At 60.2% G+C, this 20,650-nt stretch carries 18 protein-coding genes; 7 read left to right on the top strand and 11 right to left on the bottom strand.

The features are described from left to right. The first annotated feature begins 20 nt into the window (after nt 1-20). From ppsR to FHS09_RS04000, 3 genes are all read left to right on the top strand, one after another. Nucleotides 21-848: a posphoenolpyruvate synthetase regulatory kinase/phosphorylase PpsR gene (gene ppsR / locus FHS09_RS04010; protein ID WP_183456972.1), complete on the top strand. Its 828-nt coding sequence runs from the start codon at nt 21-23 to the stop codon at nt 846-848. A gap of 95 nt (nt 849-943) precedes the next feature. Next, the gene (gene pabB, locus FHS09_RS04005; protein ID WP_183456970.1) at nt 944-2,275 is read left to right on the top strand and encodes an aminodeoxychorismate synthase component I; all 1,332 of its coding nucleotides are present in this window, start codon (nt 944-946) and stop codon (nt 2,273-2,275) included. Nucleotides 2,276-2,491: 216 nt separating this feature from the next. Next, complete coding sequence (locus tag FHS09_RS04000; RefSeq protein ID WP_183456968.1) at nt 2,492-2,773, top strand: hypothetical protein; 282 nt, start codon at nt 2,492-2,494, stop codon at nt 2,771-2,773. Between the two features lie 22 nt (nt 2,774-2,795). On the opposite strand, the gene cysB is transcribed toward FHS09_RS04000, so the two are convergent. After that, the gene (gene cysB, locus FHS09_RS03995) at nt 2,796-3,767 is read right to left on the bottom strand and encodes an HTH-type transcriptional regulator CysB (protein WP_183456966.1); all 972 of its coding nucleotides are present in this window, start codon (nt 3,765-3,767) and stop codon (nt 2,796-2,798) included. A 236-nt stretch (nt 3,768-4,003) separates the two neighbouring features. On the opposite strand from cysB, the gene FHS09_RS03990 reads away from it, so the two are divergent. Together FHS09_RS03990 and FHS09_RS03985 are read left to right on the top strand one after the other, a co-directional pair. Then, nucleotides 4,004-4,423, top strand: coding sequence for a VOC family protein (locus FHS09_RS03990; protein WP_183456958.1), 420 nt, complete (start codon nt 4,004-4,006; stop codon nt 4,421-4,423). 71 nt (nt 4,424-4,494) lie between these two features. Next, nucleotides 4,495-5,199, top strand: coding sequence for a helix-turn-helix transcriptional regulator (locus tag FHS09_RS03985; RefSeq protein WP_183456956.1), 705 nt, complete (start codon nt 4,495-4,497; stop codon nt 5,197-5,199). A 127-nt stretch (nt 5,200-5,326) separates the two neighbouring features. On the opposite strand, the gene FHS09_RS03980 is transcribed toward FHS09_RS03985, so the two are convergent. From FHS09_RS03980 to FHS09_RS03965, 4 genes are all read right to left on the bottom strand, one after another. Next, nucleotides 5,327-6,232, bottom strand: a complete 906-nt coding sequence (locus FHS09_RS03980) for a 5'-nucleotidase (RefSeq protein WP_183456955.1) — start codon at nt 6,230-6,232, stop codon at nt 5,327-5,329. Beyond that, nucleotides 6,229-6,909 carry a TetR/AcrR family transcriptional regulator gene (locus FHS09_RS03975; RefSeq protein ID WP_183456953.1) on the bottom strand — a complete coding sequence of 227 codons (681 nt, stop codon included), beginning with the start codon at nt 6,907-6,909 and terminating at the stop codon, nt 6,229-6,231. Before FHS09_RS03975 ends, FHS09_RS03980 begins: the two co-directional genes overlap by 4 nt. A gap of 192 nt (nt 6,910-7,101) precedes the next feature. Then, entirely contained in the window at nt 7,102-9,423 is a 2,322-nt protein-coding gene (locus FHS09_RS03970; protein ID WP_183456951.1) for a TonB-dependent receptor, read from the bottom strand. Between the two features lie 157 nt (nt 9,424-9,580). Continuing rightward, nucleotides 9,581-10,888 carry an NAD(P)/FAD-dependent oxidoreductase gene (locus FHS09_RS03965; RefSeq protein WP_183456949.1) on the bottom strand — a complete coding sequence of 436 codons (1,308 nt, stop codon included), beginning with the start codon at nt 10,886-10,888 and terminating at the stop codon, nt 9,581-9,583. Between the two features lie 166 nt (nt 10,889-11,054). Between FHS09_RS03965 and FHS09_RS03960 the strand changes: the two genes are divergently transcribed. Next, complete coding sequence (locus FHS09_RS03960) at nt 11,055-12,389, top strand: glutamine synthetase family protein (protein WP_183456947.1); 1,335 nt, start codon at nt 11,055-11,057, stop codon at nt 12,387-12,389. Between the two features lie 489 nt (nt 12,390-12,878). Continuing rightward, a complete protein-coding gene (locus FHS09_RS03955; protein ID WP_183456945.1) occupies nt 12,879-15,023 on the top strand; it encodes a M4 family metallopeptidase in 2,145 nt (714 codons plus the stop codon). Nucleotides 15,024-15,168: 145 nt separating this feature from the next. On the opposite strand, the gene FHS09_RS03950 is transcribed toward FHS09_RS03955, so the two are convergent. The 6 genes from FHS09_RS03950 to FHS09_RS03925 form a co-directional block, all read right to left on the bottom strand. Next, nucleotides 15,169-16,836: an alanine/glycine:cation symporter family protein gene (locus FHS09_RS03950; protein WP_343057398.1), complete on the bottom strand. Its 1,668-nt coding sequence runs from the start codon at nt 16,834-16,836 to the stop codon at nt 15,169-15,171. 77 nt (nt 16,837-16,913) lie between these two features. Beyond that, on the bottom strand, nt 16,914-17,924 hold the full coding sequence (locus tag FHS09_RS03945; RefSeq protein ID WP_183456941.1) for a 1-aminocyclopropane-1-carboxylate deaminase/D-cysteine desulfhydrase: 1,011 nt from the start codon (nt 17,922-17,924) through the stop codon (nt 16,914-16,916). Nucleotides 17,925-18,131: 207 nt separating this feature from the next. Then, nucleotides 18,132-18,464 (bottom strand): preprotein translocase subunit YajC, encoded by a 333-nt coding sequence (gene yajC, locus FHS09_RS03940; RefSeq protein WP_183456939.1) that lies wholly within the window; start codon nt 18,462-18,464, stop codon nt 18,132-18,134. A gap of 110 nt (nt 18,465-18,574) precedes the next feature. After that, the gene (locus FHS09_RS03935) at nt 18,575-19,021 is read right to left on the bottom strand and encodes a helix-turn-helix domain-containing protein (protein ID WP_183456937.1); all 447 of its coding nucleotides are present in this window, start codon (nt 19,019-19,021) and stop codon (nt 18,575-18,577) included. Nucleotides 19,022-19,391: 370 nt separating this feature from the next. Further along, entirely contained in the window at nt 19,392-19,868 is a 477-nt protein-coding gene (gene bcp, locus FHS09_RS03930; protein ID WP_183456935.1) for a thioredoxin-dependent thiol peroxidase, read from the bottom strand. Nucleotides 19,869-19,934: 66 nt separating this feature from the next. Continuing rightward, the gene (locus tag FHS09_RS03925) at nt 19,935-20,456 is read right to left on the bottom strand and encodes a DUF2244 domain-containing protein (protein ID WP_183456933.1); all 522 of its coding nucleotides are present in this window, start codon (nt 20,454-20,456) and stop codon (nt 19,935-19,937) included. Nucleotides 20,457-20,650 lie beyond the last annotated feature (194 nt).

The following is a 20,650-nucleotide window of genomic DNA, read 5'->3' as shown; positions in this document are numbered from 1 at the left end:
CAGAACATCGCGATACCTCTATGGCACAAGATAAACGCACCGCATTCTTTATATCCGACGGCACCGGCCTCACGGTGGAGGCTATCGGCCACAGCCTGCTGGCCCAGTTTCGCGACCAGCAGGTGGAACAGGTTACCCTGCCCTACGTGGATTCCACGGAGAAAGTGCAGCTGGTGCTGGAGCGGATTGAGCGGGCGTCCATGGAATCTGGTCTGCAGCCGGTAATTATCACCAGCATCGTCTCCGACGAAATCCGCCGACAGCTGCACCGCAGCCCGGCGCTGATGCTGGATGTGTTCGAGAGCTACCTCACGCCGCTGGCGAACCTCTTCGGCCGCGATCCGGCGCAGACGGTGAATATCTCCCACGGCATCGCCGACGACCGCCGCTACAGCGAGCGCATCGAGGCGGTGCACTTCGCCATGGATAATGACGACGGCCGCCGGGTGCGGGAGTTCGAGCGGGCGGACATCATCCTGGTGGGCGTCTCCCGCTCCGGCAAGACGCCCACCTGCCTCTATCTGGCTCTACAGTTCGGCCTGCGCGCAGCCAACTACCCCATCACCGAAGAAGATATGGATTCCACTGCCCTGCCGAAGATCCTGCGGCCCTACCGCGACAAGCTGTTCGGGCTCACCATCGACCCGTGGCGACTGATGAGTATTCGCCAGGAACGCCGCGCCAACAGCCGCTACGCTTCATTGGAACAGTGCGAATTTGAGGTGCGCCAGGTGGAGCAGATGCTGCGCCGCGCCCAGGTGCCCTTCCTCAACGCCACACAGCTGTCGGTGGAGGAACTGGCCACGCGGTTGATGTCCCAGGCGGGTATTGAGCGCCGTATTAGTTGACAGAGGCCGGACGCCAGAAGACAGATAGGGTGGTCGCCACACCCGGTTTACGCTAATGTGCGCCGTTTTCCGTAGTCAGGTATCTGTCCTCTAAGATGCAAATCGTCTCCCTGCCCTATTCCGTCAACACCCCGGTGGCCTTTCAGGCGGTCGCGGACCTCCCCGCGCCGGTTTGGCTGGACAGTGGCCGGCCGCTGGCATATGGCGGGCGCTTCGACATCATCAGCGCAGATCCGGTGCAGACCCTGCAACTGCAGGCGGACAGCCCGGAACCCTTCGCCCACTTGGATGACCTGCTGTGCGAACTCTGCCCCCAGGAGAGCGACGGACAACTGCCCTTTTGCGGCGGTGCCATCGGCTACGCCGGCTACGAACTGGGAGGTGAGGGAAACCACCTCGACATCGACCCTCGTGCCGCGGACCTGCCGGCGGGTTTTTTCGGGCTCTACACCTGGGCCCTGATCGTCGACCACCAGCTGTGCGCCAGCCACCTGGTGTTCCACCCCGCCTGCACCCAGATACAGAAACGCGACCTGGTCGCCCGGTTTACCGCGGTGCGCTGGCAGACAGAGCCGCGCACGGAATCATTTCGTCTGCTGTCGCGCTTCACCCATGAATTTTCCTCTCGGGAATATCGGGATCGTATCGGGAAAATTCTCGACTATATCCGCGCCGGTGATATCTACCAGGCCAACTTTACCCAGCGCTTCTCCGCCGGCTATGAAGGCGACCCCCTGACCGCCTATCTGGCGCTGCGCCAGCGGGCCGCCGGCCCCTTCTCCGCCTATCTGGAACTGCCCCAGGGCAGCCTGTTGAGCCTCTCCCCGGAGCGCTTTATCCGCGCCGATGGCGGCGACCTGCAGACCGAGCCTATCAAGGGCACGGCCCCCCGGGCGGATGACCCTGAGGTAGACACCCGGCTGGCGAATGCGCTGCAACACAGCGCCAAGGACCGGGCGGAAAACCTGATGATCGTGGACCTGTTGCGCAACGACTTGGGCAAACTGTGCGAGCGCGGCAGTGTGCGGGTTCCGAAACTGTTCGAGCTGGCCAGTTTCGCCAATGTTCATCACTTGGTGAGCACTGTGACCGGGCGCCTGCCGGAGGGGCGCAGCTTTGCGGAGCTGCTCGCAGCCTGCTTCCCCGGCGGCTCCATTACTGGCGCGCCCAAGCGGCGGGCGATGGAGGTCATCCGCGAGCTGGAACTCAGCCCCCGCGGCGTCTACTGTGGCAGCGTCAGCTACATCAGCAGCTGTGGACGTGCGGACAGCAACATCTCCATCCGCACTTTCACTGCCGCCGGGGGCCGGCTTACCTGCGCCGCCGGCGGTGGCATAGTGGCGGATTCCGATCCGGCGGCGGAGCATGAGGAGTGCCTGAACAAAGTCCGGTTGTTGTTGGAAACGGCAGAGCAGTTTCTTGCCTGACTGCCCGTTGTAGGAGCGGCCGCTGGCCGCGATCGATCTTTCAGTGTGCGCTGGGATTCTGATCGCGGCCAGCGGCCGCTCCTACAGGGGAGAGTTTTCTCACGCTCAAAAGTTATAAACCTATCCACTATTGATATTTCAAAGTTATTAGACGCTCTGCTAGATTTTGCGCCACCCCGGAAAAACTCCGGATCTCGGAATAACAAGGAATCTGAAGTGAAAATAACCCTGGTCAAGAAAATCCTCGTCGACGGCTCCCCTTGCGCCAAGTGCCGGGATGTGGAAGAGAGACTGGAGCAGAACGATCAGCTGCGTTTTATCGATGAGACCCTGATCGCCGACGAGCGCGATTCAGAGAGCCCGGGCATGCAGGTGGCGAGAGAGCACAATGTGAGCCGCGCCCCTTTCTTCCTGGTGGAAAACGAAGATGCGGAACCGCAGATCTACACCGTGTATTTCAAGTTCGCCAAGGAAGTACTGGAGCCAATGACCAATTGATTATTGGTCGCGGGCAGTTGATTCAGTAGACCGGCAGTTCCATCCCCGAAAACAACTCGTCCACTTCCGCCCGCGAAGTCGCGTGCGTGGCTTGGTCCACTAAGTCCCGAGTCAGATGCGGTGCGAACTGCTGAATAAATTCGTACATAAAACCGCGCAGAAAAATCCCCTTGCGGAAGCCGATCTTGGTGATGCTGGATTCGAACAAGCCGCTGGCATCCAGTGCCACCAAGTCCTCATCCGCTTCTTCCACGGCCATATCCGCGACAATACCGATCCCCAGTCCCAGGCGCACATAAGTCTTGATCACATCCGCGTCCGCGGCGGTGAACACCACTTTGGGCGACAGCCCTTTTTCCAGGAAGGCCTCGTCCAGCTTGGAGCGCCCGGTAAAACCGAACACATAGGTGACGATTGGGTGCTTGGCCACCTCTTCCAGGGTGAGCTTGCCGACTTGGCACAGGGGGTGGTCCCGGGGTACCAGGATACAGCGGTTCCAGCGGTACACCGGCATCATCACCAAGTCGCTGAACAGCTCCAGGGCCTCGGTGGCGATGGCGAAGTCCGCGGTGCCGTCCGCGGCCATTTCGGAAATCTGCATCGGCGTGCCCTGGTGCATATGCAGGGACACCTCTGGGTAGCGGGCAATAAAGGACTTGATCACCGGCGGCAGCGCATAGCGCGCCTGAGTGTGGGTGGTGGCGATGGACAGGCTGCCCTTTCTGTCGTTGCTGAACTCCTGGGCAACCTGCTTGATATTCTCCACCTTGCGCATGATCTCGCCGGCGGTTTTCAGTATCGCCTCGCCCGCCGGGGTAACGCGGGTTAGGTGCTTGCCGCTGCGGGCGAAGATCTCTACGCCGAGTTCGTCCTCCAGAAGACGGATCTGCTTGCTGATACCCGGCTGGGAGGTGTAAAGGCTCTGCGCCGTCGCGGAAACATTGAGGTCGTGATGGGCCACTTCCCAGATATAACGCAACTGCTGAAGCTTCATGGTTTCTCCCTGGCGATTTTCCCTCTGCAGGAGCGGCTTGTGACCGCCTGCACAAGTTATAAAAACTTGGTTAGTTTATGCGAGAAAAGAATAGCAGCCAAACCTTACGAGAGCCAATCACTCAAAGGTGGGAATGTGAACCGAACCCATTTTCCTCTCGCGGCGAGGCTACTGACACAAGCTGACAGTCAGGCTCTTTTACCCTGGCGATCTTCGTCAACCAATTGGAGATCTCCATGAACCAGACCGAAAACCCCTCCATGATGAGCCATGTGTCCATCGGAACCAACCGCTTCACCGAAGCCACGGCATTCTACGACAAAGTGTTTGGGACACTGGGAGTGCAGAGGGTGCTGGATTTTCCCGAGGCTGTCGCCTATGGCAAGGTTTTCCCCGAATTCTGGGTACACCCGCCCCACAACGGCGGAGAGGCCAGCGTGGGCAACGGTGTGCACTTTGCCTTCCTGGCCGATAGCCCGGAGCTGGTGGATGCCTTCTACGGCGCCGCCCTGGACGCTGGCGCCACCGACGAGGGCGAACCCGGTCCCCGCCCACAGTACGGAGAAGCCTACTATGGCTGCTTCGTACGCGATCTGGACGGGCACAAAATAGAGGCCATGCATTGGGATGAGAGCAAAGCCGCCTCCCACGGCTGATTCCCGGGCGCCTGTCGGGGGGCCGGACTTTCCGGTATCGTTTTGCGAAAGATCCGCACGGCCCCGCCCCGATGAAAAAATCCGAACGACTGTTGCAACTGCTGACTCTGCTGCGCGCCCGCCGTTCCGCCATTACCGCCCGCGCCCTGGCGGAGCGGCTGGGAGTATCGGAGCGGACTCTCTACCGGGACATGCAGTCGCTGGTGCTGTCCGGTGTGCCGGTGGAGGGAGAGGCGGGTGTCGGCTATCGGCTGCGGCGGGGATCGTTTATCCCGCCGCTGATGTTCAGCGAGGAGGAACTGGAGGCACTGCTGCTGGGCGTACGCATGGTGCAGGGCTGGGGCGATGAGGATATCGGCAGCGCCGCGGATTCGGCACTGCACAAGATCCGCTCGGTACTGCCGGACAGGGTGATTCAGGAACAGGACCTCCAGCGGGCTACCCTTCTGGTCCCGGACCTGCACCGCCGCGAGAAGGCCCGCTTCGGCGCGCTGATTCGCCAGGCAGTCAAAGCCCGGGAGATGTTATGGCTGGACTACGAGGATGAACAGGGAAATCGCTCTCAACGGCACTGCAATCCCCTGGGGCTGATTTACTGGGGGGCAGCCTGGACACTCCTTGCCTGGTGCCGGCTGCGCGGCGACCACCGGTTGTTCCGACTGGACCGTATCCTAGGCGCAGAGCTGACCGGCGAGCAGTTTCAGGTGGAGCCCCATCAATCGCTGGCCGCCTATTTCCGCCAGTACAATCCGGAATTCAATGATCGGGCCTTTTGAAAACCCTGTAGGGGCGAACAAGCACTAGTTTCTAAATGCGAAGCCCAGGTAGCAGGACCGCCACGAAGCTGGCTACAGGGTTCGATCCTCAGGGGTCCAAAGACAAGGGCGAACACGAGCTTCGCCCCTACGATACCGGCTCGTTGGCCACGCCGTGGGGGACGTGGCCGGTAGCCACGTGTTCCGCCGCGGAGGCGCAGTGGGCAGGCTGGTCGTCAAAGAAGACATCGGCACCGAAGGCGCGGAGAAATTCGCCCTTGGGCAGGCCTCCCAGGAATACCGATTCGTCGATACGGATATTCCAGGCGCGCAGGGTGCGGATTACCCGTTCGTGGGCCGGTGCCGAACGAGCAGTGACCAGCGCGGTACGGATCGGACAGGATTCGGCAGCGAACTCCGCCTGCAACTGCTGCAACGCCTCGAGAAATCCCTTGAAGGGGCCGCCACCCAGGGGCTGCTGCGCCGAAGCGCGCTCGGCGGCGGCGAAGGCGGCGAGGCCGTCGCGCTTGAAGATCTGCTCCGCCTCGTCGGAGAAAATCACCGCGTCGCCGTCAAAGGCGAAGCGCAGGGTCTCGTCGTCCCGCTCGTGGGAACTGCCCGCAACCAGGGTGGCCGCCGCCACGCCCCGCTCCAGGGCCCCACGCACGTCGCTGCCGTCGCTGGACAGGAACAGGTGGCAGCCGAAGGGCGCGATATAGCGCCAGGGGCTCTCGCCATTGCAGAAAGCCGCGCGGGTGATATCCAGGCCGTAGTGTTCGATGGAGTTGAATACCCGCAGGCCGGTGTCGGCGCTGTTGCGGGACAGCAGTATCACCTCCACCCGCGGCTCCTCGAGGCGCTGGTTGATCTGCAGGAATTTCTGCACCAACGGAAAGGCGTCGCCTTTCTCCAGCACGTCGTTCTCGTGGTCTATCTGGTAGGCCGCAAAAGCTTCCAGCCCCTGCTCCTCGAACACCCGGTGGCTGTCACCGAGATTGAACAGGGCCCGGGAGGAAATGGCGATCACAAGTTTGTCGCTCAGCTGTGTGCTCACGGCGCCTCCACGTCGTTGCGGCCGCCCGGGCGATTCTCGTTCCGATGGGATTGCAGCATGGTGAGCAGCATCAACTGCAGATCGTCGCGAGTGCGCCGGGAGCGAATACCCTTCTGGTTCACGATCACCAGGAAGAGTGCATGGCAGCACTCCAGGGTCGTGCGGGACAGGCGGTTCATTTCGTTGGGCGGACAGGTGAAACCCTGGCGGGCGAACATCGCCATCAGGTGGCTGATCACCAGTTCGTCGTGGCGCTCATCCAGTTCGTGCAGTTCCGGAATACCCCACATGGCCTGCACCAGCGGCAACAGGCCGCGCTGCTCCCGGTAGACGGCGATCAGTTTTTCCAACAGCTGGTCGAGGAACGCCTCCAGGGACAACTGTTCCAGGTCCTCCCCGGCCAGCTCTTCCAGCGCAGCGGTCATACTGGCCAGCCACTGCTCGCCCATGGCGTAAAGGATGGCGTGCTTGTTGGGGAAGTAGTGGTACAGGGAGCCGACGGAGACGCCGAGTTCTTTCGCGATCAGAATGGTGGTGAGATCGTTCAAGCCCACCTCTTCCAGCAACCGCCCGGTGGTATCCAGTATCTGCCGGGTGCGCTCGCGGGCGCGGGCCTGCACTGGTTCGCGCCGGGGGGCAAGCTGGCTTCTGCGCTTTCTCTGCTCTGCGTTGGACAAAACTCACCTTCCTCTGTCGGATGGCCGCAGTTTACCACGACAAAATGACAGGACTGCCGTTTTGTACAGCCGAAGGCTGTCCGCAGGATGCGGATTTGGACAGCTTCAGCTGGCCGGAGGCCGAGCCACAGGGATGTGGCGAGCGCAGTACGCCGGTTTTCTACTCCACCCTGTGAGCGAGTGATGAAACGGTCAGAAGCGGTAATCCAGGTCGACCCCCGCCACGCGGCCGCGGGATGGGTCCGTGCTGGTGGCCGGCAGGTTGTACAGCGCCTCCGCGTAGCCCCAGTGGTAGTACTCCTCGTCAAACAGGTTTTCCACGTAAACACCGGCAGTCCAACTGTCTTCCGGGGAGGTCAGCGACAGCCGCAGGTTGACCACGTCGCGGCTGTCCAGTTTTACCACATCGGTGTTTTCCAGGTTGGAAAACTGTTCGCCGGTGAAAGTGTACTCGGTGGAGATGGATATCTCCCCGAGGCCGGTGTCACGTGTGTAGGTGAGCACCGTGGCGGAGGAAAAGTCCGGTGAGAAAGCCATTTCGTTGCCGTCGCAGTTTCCACACAGCTCTTCCGGCGCGCCGGAAAACTCTGTATCCAGCCATGCCAGGCCCAGGTAGAGGTCCAGGTTGTCGGTGATCAGCCAGCGGGTATCCACCTCCAGGCCCTGCCCTTCGGACTCGCCCACATTGCGGGTAACCGCGGCGGCGCCGATAAAGAAAGCCTTCTGCAGGTCGTCATAGGTGTACTGGAAGGCCGCGGCGTTGATCGCCAGGCGGTTGTCCAGCAGGCGTGCCTTGAGGCCCAGTTCGTAGGAAAGCACCTTCTCCTCGTCGAACTTGAAGGGTTCAGCGTTGCTGGCGTCCACTGTCCACTCGTTTTCCCCCATCCACACCTCCGCGTCTTCATCGAAGGCCGGATCGGTGACGCGGTAGGAGAGACAATCGAAACCGCCAGACTTGTAGCCGGTGGCCACGCTGGCGTAGGCGGTGAGCGCATCGCTGAAGTCGTGGCTGAGGGTGGCGCGGCCAGAGATATTGCTCCAGGTGTCCTCCCCGGTGATGGGACCGTCGGTGTACATCACCTGATAGTTCCAACCACCCGTCCAGGTGTCCGGCCAGGGGGAGTCCACAGCGTAGGTCTTTTCGTCCCGGGTGTAGCGCAGACCCAGGCCAAGGCTGGAGGCGTCGCTGAAATCGAAGGTGGTGTTGGCGAAGACACCCCAACCGGAGTAGTCGCCGGCGGTGTCCGCTGCCTCGATGGACTGGCGGTCCGGCGCATACTCCCAGGGATCGCCCCCGAAGCCGAAGAATTCGTCGATCGCCTCCTGGGGCAGGCTGTCGCAGGTATCGAAGGTATCCAGCCCCCCCTCCCACTCGGCGTAGATGCCGTCGCAGATAAAGTCCTCGTTGTCGATACCGGCGAAGAAGGCATCGATATTCTCCCGATAATAGGAGGCGCCGAGCACGTAATTGAAGATTCCGCTGTTGTTGGAGGCCAAGCGGAATTCCTGACTGAAGAAATCTCCGGACTGGTCGCGCACAAAGGTATCGATGGGGTCGCCGGTGCCGTCGAAGTCCTCGACGTAGGTGTAGTTATGGGTTTTATAGCCGGTTATCGAAGTCAGGGTGATGCCGCCGGCGAAATCGTGCTCGACAGTGAGTATCACATCGCCAATCTCCGATTCGTCTTTGCCGGTAGTGTCGTTGTAGACCTGATCGTAGTCGCCCTCTGTATCCAGCGCGCGGTAGATGGTGCCGTCTCCGTTGCGGTCCTCGTACTGAGTCATCAGGGTGACGGTGGTGTTCAGGAAGCCGTCGTAAATGGCGGTGAGGCGCATTGCGTCGGCCTCGCTGGCGCCCAGATCCCGGCCGCCGGCGAGGTTTTCGATATGGCCTTCCTCGTCCCGATGCATACCGGCGATACGCACCGCCAGATTCTCACCCAGTGGCGTGTCGAGGCTGCCTTCGAATTCCCGGCGCCCGTACTGGCCGGCGCCGAATGATATTGCCCCGGCAAAAGTGTCGCCGGGTTTGCGCGAAACCATGGAGATGGCACCGGAGGCGGTGTTGCGTCCGAACAGGGTTCCCTGTGGTCCCTTCACTACTTCCACCCGCTCCAGGTCGTACATACTGGGCGTGGCGCCGGTGCGGCTCTGGTAGACACCGTCGAGGAATACGCCCAGGGCCGGATCGCTGCCGCTGCCAAAGCTGTTGTTGTTGACCCCGCGCACGGAGACCGAATCGAAGAAGGAGTCGCTGGTTTCCCCGGAGACACCTGGGGTTAACGCGAACAGGTCCTTGAAATCGCTCAGATTGCTTTTCCTGACCGTGTCGCCGGTAAAGGCGCTCACCGCCATGGGTACGTCCTTGAGAGATTCGACGCGCATCTGCGCGGTCACCGTCACCTCTTCGATTTCCGCCGCCGCGGCCCCACCGCCGACGGCGATGATCGCGGCTCCAATAGCGGTGGCAAGGGTATATTTGCTTGTCTGCAAAGGTCTATTTGAATCAGGCATTGGCCAATCCCCGTCATTGTTTTTATCAGGGGGTGGCATCCGATACCGCCGATAGCTGTACCCCAGCGAGTAAATCTGGAATGTCTGTTATCCCACAAACCGAATGATTGCTCAATTATCAACAATAAAGGAAGCGTCGAGAATCCCGCGTAATTGATCAACGCCCTAACTTGTCCTTAAGGCTGTAATAGAGCATCCCCGCCACCAGCGCCGGCCAGCGCAGGAGTGTACCGCCCGGGAAAGTCGGTGTTGGAATTTGCGTCAATACATCAAAGCGTTCCTCCGTGCCCGCGATCACCTCGGCGATCAGCTTGCCGGCGAAAGTGGCTGTGGGTACGCCGTGGCCGGAGTAGCCCTGGCTGTAAAAAACATTGGGTTCCAGGCGCCCCAGGTGGGGCATGCGATTGAGGGTGATCGCCAGGGTACCGCCCCACCCGAAATCTATTTGCGTGTCCGCCAACTGCGGGTAAACCCGCAGCATATATTCGCGCACGAAGCTGCGGATAGCCTGCGGAAATCTGGACGAGTAGTTTTCGCCGCCGCCGAAGATCAGCCGGTTATCGCCGGAGAGCTTCCAGTAGTTGATTACGAACAGGGTGTCTTGCAGGGCGTAGTCGTTGGCAATCAACTCTTTTGCCAGGGACTCCGACAGCGGCTCGGTAGCCAGCACGAAATTGTTGATGGGCATGATCTTGCCCGCCATGCGCGGCTCCAGTTTGCCCAGGTAGCCGTTGCAGGCCAGCACCACATTCCTCGCCTGGACCCGCCCTTTTGATGTTTCCACGATGCAGGGGGAGCCTCCGCGGTAGCGGGTTACCCGGCTGTGCTCATAGAACTCCACTCCGGCCGCAGCGGCGGCGTCCGCCAGCCCCAGGGCGAAATTCAGCGGGTGCAGGTGCAGGGAACCGCTGTCGATCTGGGCCCCGAAGTAGCGCTCCGAACCCACCAGCGAACGGACCTCCTCCTTGTCCGCATAGCGTATCTGCTCGTAGCCGTAGCGCTCACGCAGCAGTTCCACTTCCTCTTTCAGGTGCTCATCGTGGCTGCGCTTCGCGGCCAGATGCATAATGCCGCGCTTCAGGTCGCATCGGATCTCGTGCCTGTGGATCAGCGCTTCCACCAACTGCACCGCCTCCACACTCATATCCCACAGGCACTTGGCGGTGTGGCGGCCGAGCATTTTTTCCAAGTCCTCCTGGCCCCGGCGCTGGCCCACGCCCACGTGACCGCCGTTACGTCCGGAGGCACCCCAGGCCACCCGCTCGGCCTCCAGCACCACCACCTTGTAGCCGCGCTCAGCCAGGTGAAGAGCGGAAGACAGGCCCGTATAGCCGGCGCCGATCACACACACATCCGCCTCCACAGTGCCCTCGAACGTAGGGTATATCGATGCCGGGTTGGCACTGGCGGCGTAATAGGAGTCGGTGTGGCCGACCAGTTTGGTTACCGTGCCAGAGGCAATCATAGGCGGCTTCTCTCTCAACGCTGGGCATCGGCGCAAAACCGAAACCACGATTCAATTTAAGTTGAATAATAATTCGGTTTCTTGACATAATCAAAGTCAGTGGCGGGATGCGCTGCCGGCCACGCTTATACTACCCTCGGACGACCTTTTTCACGCTAGGTGGAACATGGACAAGATTACACAGTGGCTCGCGGAACACGATATTTCCGAAGTGGAGTGCCTGGTGCCCGATATGTCCGGCAATGCGCGGGGCAAATTTACCCCCACGGACAAATTCCTCACTGAAGACAGCCGCCTGCCCGAGAGCATCCTGGTGCAGACGGTCACCGGTGACTATGTCGACGAGCACAACGAACTGGTGGACCCGGCGGATACCGATATGCTGCTGATGCCGGACCCGGACTCCATCCGCCTGAACCCCTGGGCCAACGAGCCCACCGCGCAGATCATTCACGACTGCTACACCCGCGACGGCGAGCCCCACCCCATCAGCACGCGCAATATTCTCAAGTTCGTGCTGGACAAATACGCGGCCAGGGGCTGGAAACCCATTGTCGCGCCGGAGGTGGAATTCTACCTGGTCAAGCGCAACCTGGACCCGGACGAAAAACTCTCCGCCCCGGTGGGCCGCTCCGGTCGCACGGAGAAAACCCGCCAGTCCTACAGTATCGACGCGGCCAACGAGTACGAGCCGATCATCGAGGACATGTACGATTTCTGTGAGGCGCAGGGCCTGGATGTGGATACGCTGATCCACGAGTCCGGCACCGCGCAGATGGAAATCAATTTCCTGCATGGCGACCCGCTGAAGCTTGCAGACCAGGTGTTTACCTTCAAACGCACCGTGCGCGAAACCGCCCTCCGCCACGGCATCTACGCCACCTTTATGGCCAAGCCGATGGAGGACGAGCCCGGCAGCGCCCTGCACCTGCACCAGAGCATCATCGATACGGAGACCGGCAAGAATATTTTTGTGGACGACCGCGGTAAGGAAAATGACATCTTCCTGCACTTCATCGGCGGCATGCAGCAGTATATCCCCGGCTTTATTTCTTTCTTTGCCCCCAACGTGAACTCTTACCGGCGCTTCACCCCGGAGATGGCTGCGCCCACGAGTCTGCACTGGGGTTACGACAACCGCACCACCGGCCTGCGGGTGCCGGACAGTTCGCCCCAGGGCAAGCGCCTGGAGAACCGCTTCCCCGGCGCCGACTGCAATCCCTACCTGGCCATTGCCGCATCTCTCGCCTGCGGCTACCTGGGCATGATAAACCAGGTGGAACCCAGCGCGCCTTACGAGGGCGACTGCTCGGAAGAGCCCATCACCCTGCCCCGGACCCAGGAACACGCCTTGAATCTCCTGCTGGAATGCAGGGAGGCCACGGAAATGTTCGGAGCAAAATTCGTGCGCGCCTGGAGCGCGATAAAGCGGGACGAGTACGAGGAGTTCAACCGGGTGATCAGTTCCTGGGAACGGGAGTTTTTATTGCTGAATGTGTAGAAACATCGGCGCAGCGGAAAAAATATTGAATAGCCTCCGGCATCAGCGTTAATGGACAGAATTGCGCCCGCCGGGGGCCTTTTTATACTTGTACGGAATGGGACTAACGCACCAAAAAGCCCCTTTAAAGAAGGATAACCCTCTCAACATGTGAAAAAATTCGCAAAAAGAACAAACTATTCCGCCATTTTTTAATTTTCCTATCATCAACCCCCATCAATCGCTGTACTCTTAACCGGTCCGGGAACACCGGACACGCAAACTCTATGGTTTGAGAAAGCGGAGCGCCATTGTCGCCAGTCGCGGCCCCTTCCGGCGTTCCGGCCTGTCTTCTGAATTCTGACCATTCCAGCGAGCCGGCCTGTACGGGTGTGGGGCTTTGCTTTTTCCGGCGCAGGGATACGGTCGCCGGAAAAGCATCGCACAGGGGTGATCCCCCTGCCCGTGGAGGTCCGGCGAACAACCAAAAGCAACAAGGAATATAAGACAATGAAGAAGCATCTATTAGGGATTACCTGCTCACTGGCCCTGATGGCCGGCGCCCAGGCTGCGGATCGTATTCCGGCGACCCCGGATATGCTTTCCGTCCAGGGCCTCGCCGCGACGGGAACGGATGTCACATTGAAGGAAGTGCGCTCCCGCACCCTGGCCAACGGCAAAACCATTACCCGCTATCGCCAGGTCCACGAGGGCATACCGGTGTGGGGGCAGACCGTCACCAGCGCATCGGGCCAGGGGCTGGCTGCGGAAGTCAGCGGCGATGTGCTCACCGGCCTGACTGTCGAGGTGCCCTCCGTGCAACCCTCGATCAAGGCGGCGAATGCGCTGGAGCGGGCTATGTCACAGGCCATCAACAACCGCGTCCAGCAGGGGCTGGTTACTGGTGCGCTCTCGGTGCCGGCGCTGAAGCTGGCCGCCAAGAACCCGCGCCAGCAGCTCTATATCCATGTGGACGATCAGGACCGCGCCCGCCTCGCCTATCTGGTCAATTGGGTGGAGTACGGCGATGAGCCATCCCGGCCCTTTTTCTTCATCGACGCCCTGACCGGCGAAGTGCTGGAGCACTGGGAGGGTATCACCCACGCCCAGGAGGCCACCGGCCCCGGCGGCAACCAGAAAACCGGCCAGTACCTGTACGGCACCGATTATCCGGCGATGATCGTGGATGACAGCTGCCGTATGGATACCACCAATGTCGAAACCGTGAACCTGAACCACGCCACCGGCGGTGGCAGTGTTTTCCAGTTCACCTGTCCGTACAATGACTTCAAGACCATCAATGGCGCCTACTCGCCGCTGAACGACGCCCACTTCTTCGGCGGAGTGGTCTTCGATATGTACAGCGACTGGTACGGCACGTCACCGCTGACCCAGAAACTGCGTATGCGCGTGCACTACGGCAACAACTTTGAAAACGCTTTCTGGGACGGCAGCCAGATGACCTTCGGCGATGGTGCCAGCACCTTCTATCCGCTGGTCAGCCTGGACGTGTCCGCCCACGAGGTCAGTCACGGCTTCACCGAGCAGAACTCCAACCTGCAGTACTCCGGCCAGCCCGGCGGTATCAACGAGTCCTTCTCCGATATGGCCGGCGAGGCCGCCGAGTACTATATGCGCGGCAGCAACGACTGGCTGGTAGGAGCGGAAATCTTCAAGAGTAGCGGCGCACTGCGCTACTTTCAGGACCCGACCCAGGACGGCAGTTCCATCGGCCACGCCTCCGACTACTACAGCGGCATGGATGTGCACTACAGCTCCGGTGTCTTCAACCGGGCCTTCTACCTGATCGCCAACAGCAGCGGCTGGAACACCCGGCAGGCGTTCGATATCTTCGTGCTTGCGAACCAGATGTACTGGAACTCCACCTCCAACTATGTCGACGCAGCCTGCGGCGTGGTATCGGCCACCGAGGACCTGACCTACGACCTGAGCGCGGTGACCAGCGCTTTTGACACCGTGGGTGTGTCCACTGCCAATTGCGGTGGTGGCGGCAACCCCGGCGGTGGCGAACTGGAGAATGGCGTACCGGAGACCGACCTGTTCGGCAGTACCGGCGATGAGATCCACTACACCCTGGAAGTGCCCGCCGGCGCCAGCAACCTGGCATTCCAGATCTCCGGCGGCAGCGGTGACGCAGACCTGTACGTGCGCTTCGGTTCTGCACCCACCACTTCCACTTACGACTGCCGCCCATATCTCGGCGGTAACAACGAGACCTGCACCATCTCCAACGTACAGGCCGGCACTTACTATGTCATGGTACGTGCCTATAGCAGCTTCTCCGGCGTGAGCCTGGTGGGTAGCTTCGATGAGAGCGGTGGCGGCGGTGGTGGCACCGGCTGGGAGGAAACCAACCTGTCCGGCAGCCAGGGCTCCTGGCAGCACTTCACCCTGGAGGTGAACTCCGGCATGTCCTCACTGAACGTCCAGATGTCCGGCGGCAGTGGCGACGGTGACCTCTATGTGCGCTACGGCGCCCAGCCCACTACCGGCAGCTACGATTGCCGCCCCTACGAGTGGGGCAATGATGAAAACTGCAGCTTCAGCAATCCAAACGCGGGAACCTGGTATATCAGCATCCGCGGTTACTCCGCTTATTCCGGAGTGACCCTGGCGGCGCAGGCGAGCCCCTGACTTTGGTTGAGGTAAAACGAGAAAGGGGCAGCCACTGGCTGCCCCTTTTTTGTCGACCTGTTGTGTAGGAGCGGCCGTCGGCCGCGATGGACTGATCGCGGCCAGCGGCGGATGGCCGCCCCGCCGCTCCTACAGATAAATCATCTTATTTGTGGCTCGGGTCTTTCCAATACTCTTTCACCGTATCCTTCATCTCCCTGGCCAGCACGGAAATACCGAACAGGTTTGGCAGCGTCATAATTACAATCGTCACCGCGGACAGATTCCAGATCACCGTGGTGTCCTCGATCGCGGCCCAGAAGAAGGCCACCACATACACCAGCCGGTAGGGCATTACCGCTCTGGGGCCGAACAGATAGATCATCGAGCGGTCGCCGTAGTAGGACCAGGCGATGGCAGTGGAAAACGCGAACAGAAGAATGCCTAAGGTGACAATCAAGCTGCCGTACTCACCGAAGAAACCCTTCTGGAAGGCGCGGTTGGTCAGCGCCACCGAGTGCAGCAGCGAGTTGCCCCAAATATCCACATCCAGATTGGCGAACCTGCCTTCCGTTACCGTCAGCACACCGCTGTAATTATCTTCGCCCACCCGGTATTCGACATCCTCAGCCACAGAGCGCGCGTTGATCAGGGTGAATTCCCCTTCATTCAGCGCCTTGCCGTCGGCGACCACCACAGAGCCGCTGTAATACTGCACTTCGCTCTCTTTGCCGCGCAGGAAATTGTACAACTGGTCCACATCTTCAGGATTTTTGTCGCTATAAGAGCCGGCCACCACAAACATATCGGCGCGCTCGAACTGGTTCAGGTATTTTTCCGTCCAGGCTCCGGATGAGAGGATCACCAGCCCCGTTAAGGTGCAGATGATGATGGTGTCGATAAACGGCTCCAGCAGAGAAACCATGCCTTCGGACACCGGCTCGTCCGCCCGTGCGGAGGCGTGGGCGATTGGTGCCGAGCCCTGCCCCGCCTCGTTGGAAAAGAGACCGCGGTTCACCCCTCGGTTGAAGGCGTAGGCAAAGCTGGCACCGAGAAAGCCACCCGCGGCGGCACTGCCGTTAAAGGCCCCGCTGAATACCTCAATGAAAGACGGAATGATATTCTGGTAGTTGTAAATGATCACCGCCAATGCGCCAATCACATAAAACACTGCCATCACCGGTACGATGGTGGAGGTGACCTTGGCAATCCGGGTGATACCGCCGATAATCACCATGCCCAATAGTATCGCCAGGATGCCACCGGTCAGGGCCTTGTTCAGGCCAAAGGTGTCGTACATGGCCTGGGCGATATTGTTCACCTGCGGCAGGCTGCCGGTGCCGAACGAACTGATTACCGTGGCGATAGCAAAGAGCACCGCCAGCCATTTCATATTCAGCCGGCGCTCCATATAAAACATGGGACCGCCCGCGTAGTAGCCATCCGCCGCCTTGATGCGATACTTGTGCGACAGGGTCACTTCGACGAATTTGGTGGTCATTCCAAGAAAGGCGGTGACCCACATCCAGAAGAGCGCCGCCGGACCGCCGAGGAAAATCGCCAGCCCCACACCGCCGATATTGCCGGTGCCAACAGTGCCGGACAGTGCTGTGGCCAGAGCCTGGAAGTGGGAGGTGTCGCCGGGGTCACTGGGCTTGTCGTACTTACCCTGGGTGATTTTAACCGCGTGGCGGAAATAACGAATCTGGGGAAATCCGAGATACAGGGTAAAGAAAAGGCCGACGCCCAAAAGCACCCATGGGAACCAGGGCGCGGAGCCGAGGATTCCATCCAGTGATAAGAGCAGATGATTGAAAGATTCCAAACTAACCACCACTACTTTAATTCTGATTGTTTTCTGTACAGAGGCAAATGCCAATTGTTGCGCAGGTTAGCAGTTTCCGGAAAAGTTTATAAGAGGAATGAAAACTTCTCCCGGTGGGGGAATAATCCGAACTGACCGCCGGTATGTACGAATACCAGATTCTCAGTATCGTGGTAACAGCCCCGGTGGAGTTCCTGTAACAGGCCAGCGAACGCCTTGCCGGTGTAAACCGGGTCCAGCAACAGCCCCTCCTGCCCGGCCGCCTCGGCGATAGCGCGGTATACCGTCTCGTCGGCCTCGGCGTAGCCGGGACCGATATATCCATCATTGACCTGAATGTTCAGCTTCCCGGCGTCCGGCAAGGTGTTTCCCGCTTCGCGCCACTGCTCAATATCGTCCCGTACCTTGCGCTGAAAATACTCGGCGTTATCGCACACTGCATAACCGGTAACCTGCGCCCGGCTGCCCAGCAGGTGGCAGCCCAAGGTCAGGCCGGCTTGTGTACCGCCGCTGCCGGTGGCACAGATGATATGTTCAGGCTCGAAACCCTGCTCCCGACAGTCCGCGAGCAGCTCTTCGGCGCCGCAGATATAACCCCAGACGCCCAGGCCGTCGCTACCCCCCGTCGGAATACACAGCGCTTTATGGCCGCGCTGCGCGTAGAAGTCCCGCCAGTGTGCGAACAGCTTGTCGAGTTCGGCGAAGTACTGGCGTGCGGGATAAAAAGCCGCCGATGCGCCCGCCAGGTAATCCACCAGCAAGTTGCCGTCCGGCACCTGCTCCTCTTCGCCGCGCAGGATCAGTTGCACCCGCAGTCCCAGGCGCGCCCCCACCAGCGCCGTGGTGCGGCAGTGGTTGGACTGCACACCACCACAGGTGATCAGGGTATCGCACCCCTGCTCTTTAGCCACCCCGGCAATAAACTCCAGTTTGCGCAGCTTGTTGCCGGACATGGCGGTTTCAGTGAGATCGTCGCGCTTGACCCAGATGCGCGGCCCGCCGTGTGGGGTGGAGAATTTTTCGGTAATCCGGTCCAGAGGCTGCAGTGGGGTGGGCAGCCGGGCCATGTGAATCCGAGGCGGATAGGTGAGAGACATAGACTCTTCCTCACGACGTAAGGCTCTGCGCCAACTCTGTAGGAGCAGCCCATGGCCGCGATCGGGTAAATTCGGATACTGATCGCGGCCATGGGCCGCTCCTACAAATTTAAAGGGCCTGCGGCAGCATAGATGGAGCTGGAGTCCTCGCTCCCGCGCAATAAAAAACCCGGGCAACGCCGGGTTTCTGTCAAATGCGTCGCAGTATCAGATCTTCTTGATCGTGCCTTTCGGCAGTACCGCGTGCACTGCTACTTTCTGAAACTTGAGTGACATGTTGTCGGCGACCTCCAGAACGATGTAGTCGTCGTCCACCTTGTCGATACGGCCCAGCATACCGCTGGTCATCACCACTTCATCGCCCTTCTTCAATGCGCTGACCAGTTCCTGGTGTTCCTTTTGACGTTTGCGTTGCGGGCGAATAATGAAAAACCACATAAACGCAAACAGGCCCGCGAACATCAGCAGGGTTATGATTGGGTTACCCTGTGGCGCCGGAGCCGCCTCCTGTGCCACAGCAGCGGGAATAAAAAAGCTCATGAAAACCTCTAAGAATCGGCCTTGAATAATTGTGGGCCAACTCTAGCGGGTTTGTCGTCTGCAGGCAATGCATAGGGCCGGCCATGGCCGGCCCGCTCGCCCCGAGAGGATCAAAAGCGCTGGCGCACCTGCCGGCGGTAGCCGGTGGGCGACATGCCGGTCCAGCGCTTGAAGGCGCTGGTGAAGCTGGTCCTGTCAGAAAAGTCCAGGATACGGGAAATGCCGTCGACACTCAGTGCAGTATCCTTGAGGAAGTGCACCGCATGGCGGAAACGCACATGGTCGCGCAGCGAGGCGAAGCTGAGATTGTGCTCCTGCAGGCGGCGCTGCAGAGTGCGGGTGGACATGCTGAGATCGGAGGACACCGGGCGAATTGCCAGGGATGCCTTGCCGATACGCTGTTCCAACACATCGATCACCCGCGCGGCTATACCGAAGCTGGTTGCTTCCGGCGGCGCCAGCAACTGGTCGAGGATATTGGAGTCACCAGAGAGTCTGGCCTGCTGCAGGGGCTTATCTTCTGAAAGAGAAGCCTGGTCTGGCTGAATTTGGTTCATCGAGCTGCTCCTTATGGGGTCCGTGAGCCGCGGTTATTCTTCTACGCCCGCTTCCTGCGATTCCCTGTTACCACAACCTGCTCTCCCTGACTTATTGCGAGAGCAGACTACTATCCGAGTGCTGGGAGGCACCTGAAACAGACATCGAATCCTTCACAGAGCTGTACAAATTTTATCCTTTAACGCTCCGACACCTCCCCCGACGGGGTACAACTCCGGTGCCGGCGCACCTTTACACAACGCAGTATAGACCATGGAGGGAAAATGCAAGGGACGACAGGTGATTTTTTTGGGCCGTGTCACAAATGACAGGTTAGAGGTGAACCAGGGCGCTGGCCCACTCCAGGGGGCCAGGGTTCGAACGTCAGGGCTATGCGAGATTCTCCCGAATCCAGCCCAGCACATCGTCGTGGTGACTCTTGGTTTTGACCTTGTCGATGATATGGCGCAGACGTCCATTCTTGTCGATGATAAAGGTGGTGCGCAGCAGGCCCATATACTCCCGCCCCATAAACTTCTTCAGGCCCCAGCAGCCGTACTTATCGGCAACTTTGTGATCCTCGTCGGCGAGCAGGTCGAAATTCAGCTCGTGTTTGTCGATAAACTTCTGAAGCTTGCTCTCCGGGTCCGGGCTCACCCCAAGCACCGCAGTATCCAGTTTGGTAAAGTCCCCGGCACTGTCGCGAATGCCGCAGGCCTGGGTGGTACAGCCCGGTGTCAGCGCCTTGGGATAGAAATAGAGCACCACGTTCTTTTTGTCGCGGAAATCCTTGAGCGACACCTTCTCGCCGCTCTGATTCGTCAGTGTAAAGGCTGGTGCCAGATTGCCGATCCTGGGAAATGCCATCGATGCCCCCTGTAGAGCTGCTTTAAACCAGCCGGGGATTATACGGGAGCGAAAAGCGGATTAAAGTCAGAACTCCTCTACCCGGTAACAGCGCTCTTTCTGCGCGCAGATACCGCACTCACCAAGCTTCTGCACCAGCGAAGCCCGCTCGGCATCGGTGAGGAACTCCCCCACTTCCAGACAGCCCTCGGGCCCGCTGAAGCTGATGGACGCCGGCTCCGTAGCGCTGCCCCCCATACGCACCAGCACAGACAGGCTGTCGCGGGCAAATTCCTGGTGATAGATACTCTGCTGCCGGTAGCCCCGGCAGCAATCCAACACCACCCGCTCTGCGTTGATGCGGATCACTTCCCGGCGCGACCCCTCCAGATACACATAGCCGAACAGCACCGCCAGCAACAGCAACTCCAGCCCCGCGAAGGGCAGGATCATCCAGGCCCCCGCGAAAGCGAAGGCGAGGCTGATGCCCAGGGAGACGGCCACCAGGGAGATGAACACCCAAAGGTTACCCGAGAGGGACAGGGACTGGTTGGGGGCCAGCAGGATGCAGGCGCTGCGGGGGGAAGTGCGGCCGACTTCGGTGACCATAACTGCGGTTCCGGATGCTGCCTGATTTCAGTGTAGCACCGTGGTAAAAGGAGCCCAACGAGGGGCTCCAGCTATAGAGTCCACGGCGGCCAGAGGCACGGCACCATTTACTGCGGTGCTATCATCCGGCCTTTCCGGGCTTTGCGCGAGACTCTACCGCCGGCTTCGATGCCGCTGGGAGATGTTCGGTGCGC

It is taken from the genome of Microbulbifer rhizosphaerae (genome assembly GCF_014191725.1).
GTDB classification, from domain to species: Bacteria; Pseudomonadota; Gammaproteobacteria; order Pseudomonadales; family Cellvibrionaceae; genus Microbulbifer; species Microbulbifer rhizosphaerae.
This window is presented reverse-complemented; position numbering and strand designations above follow the sequence as displayed.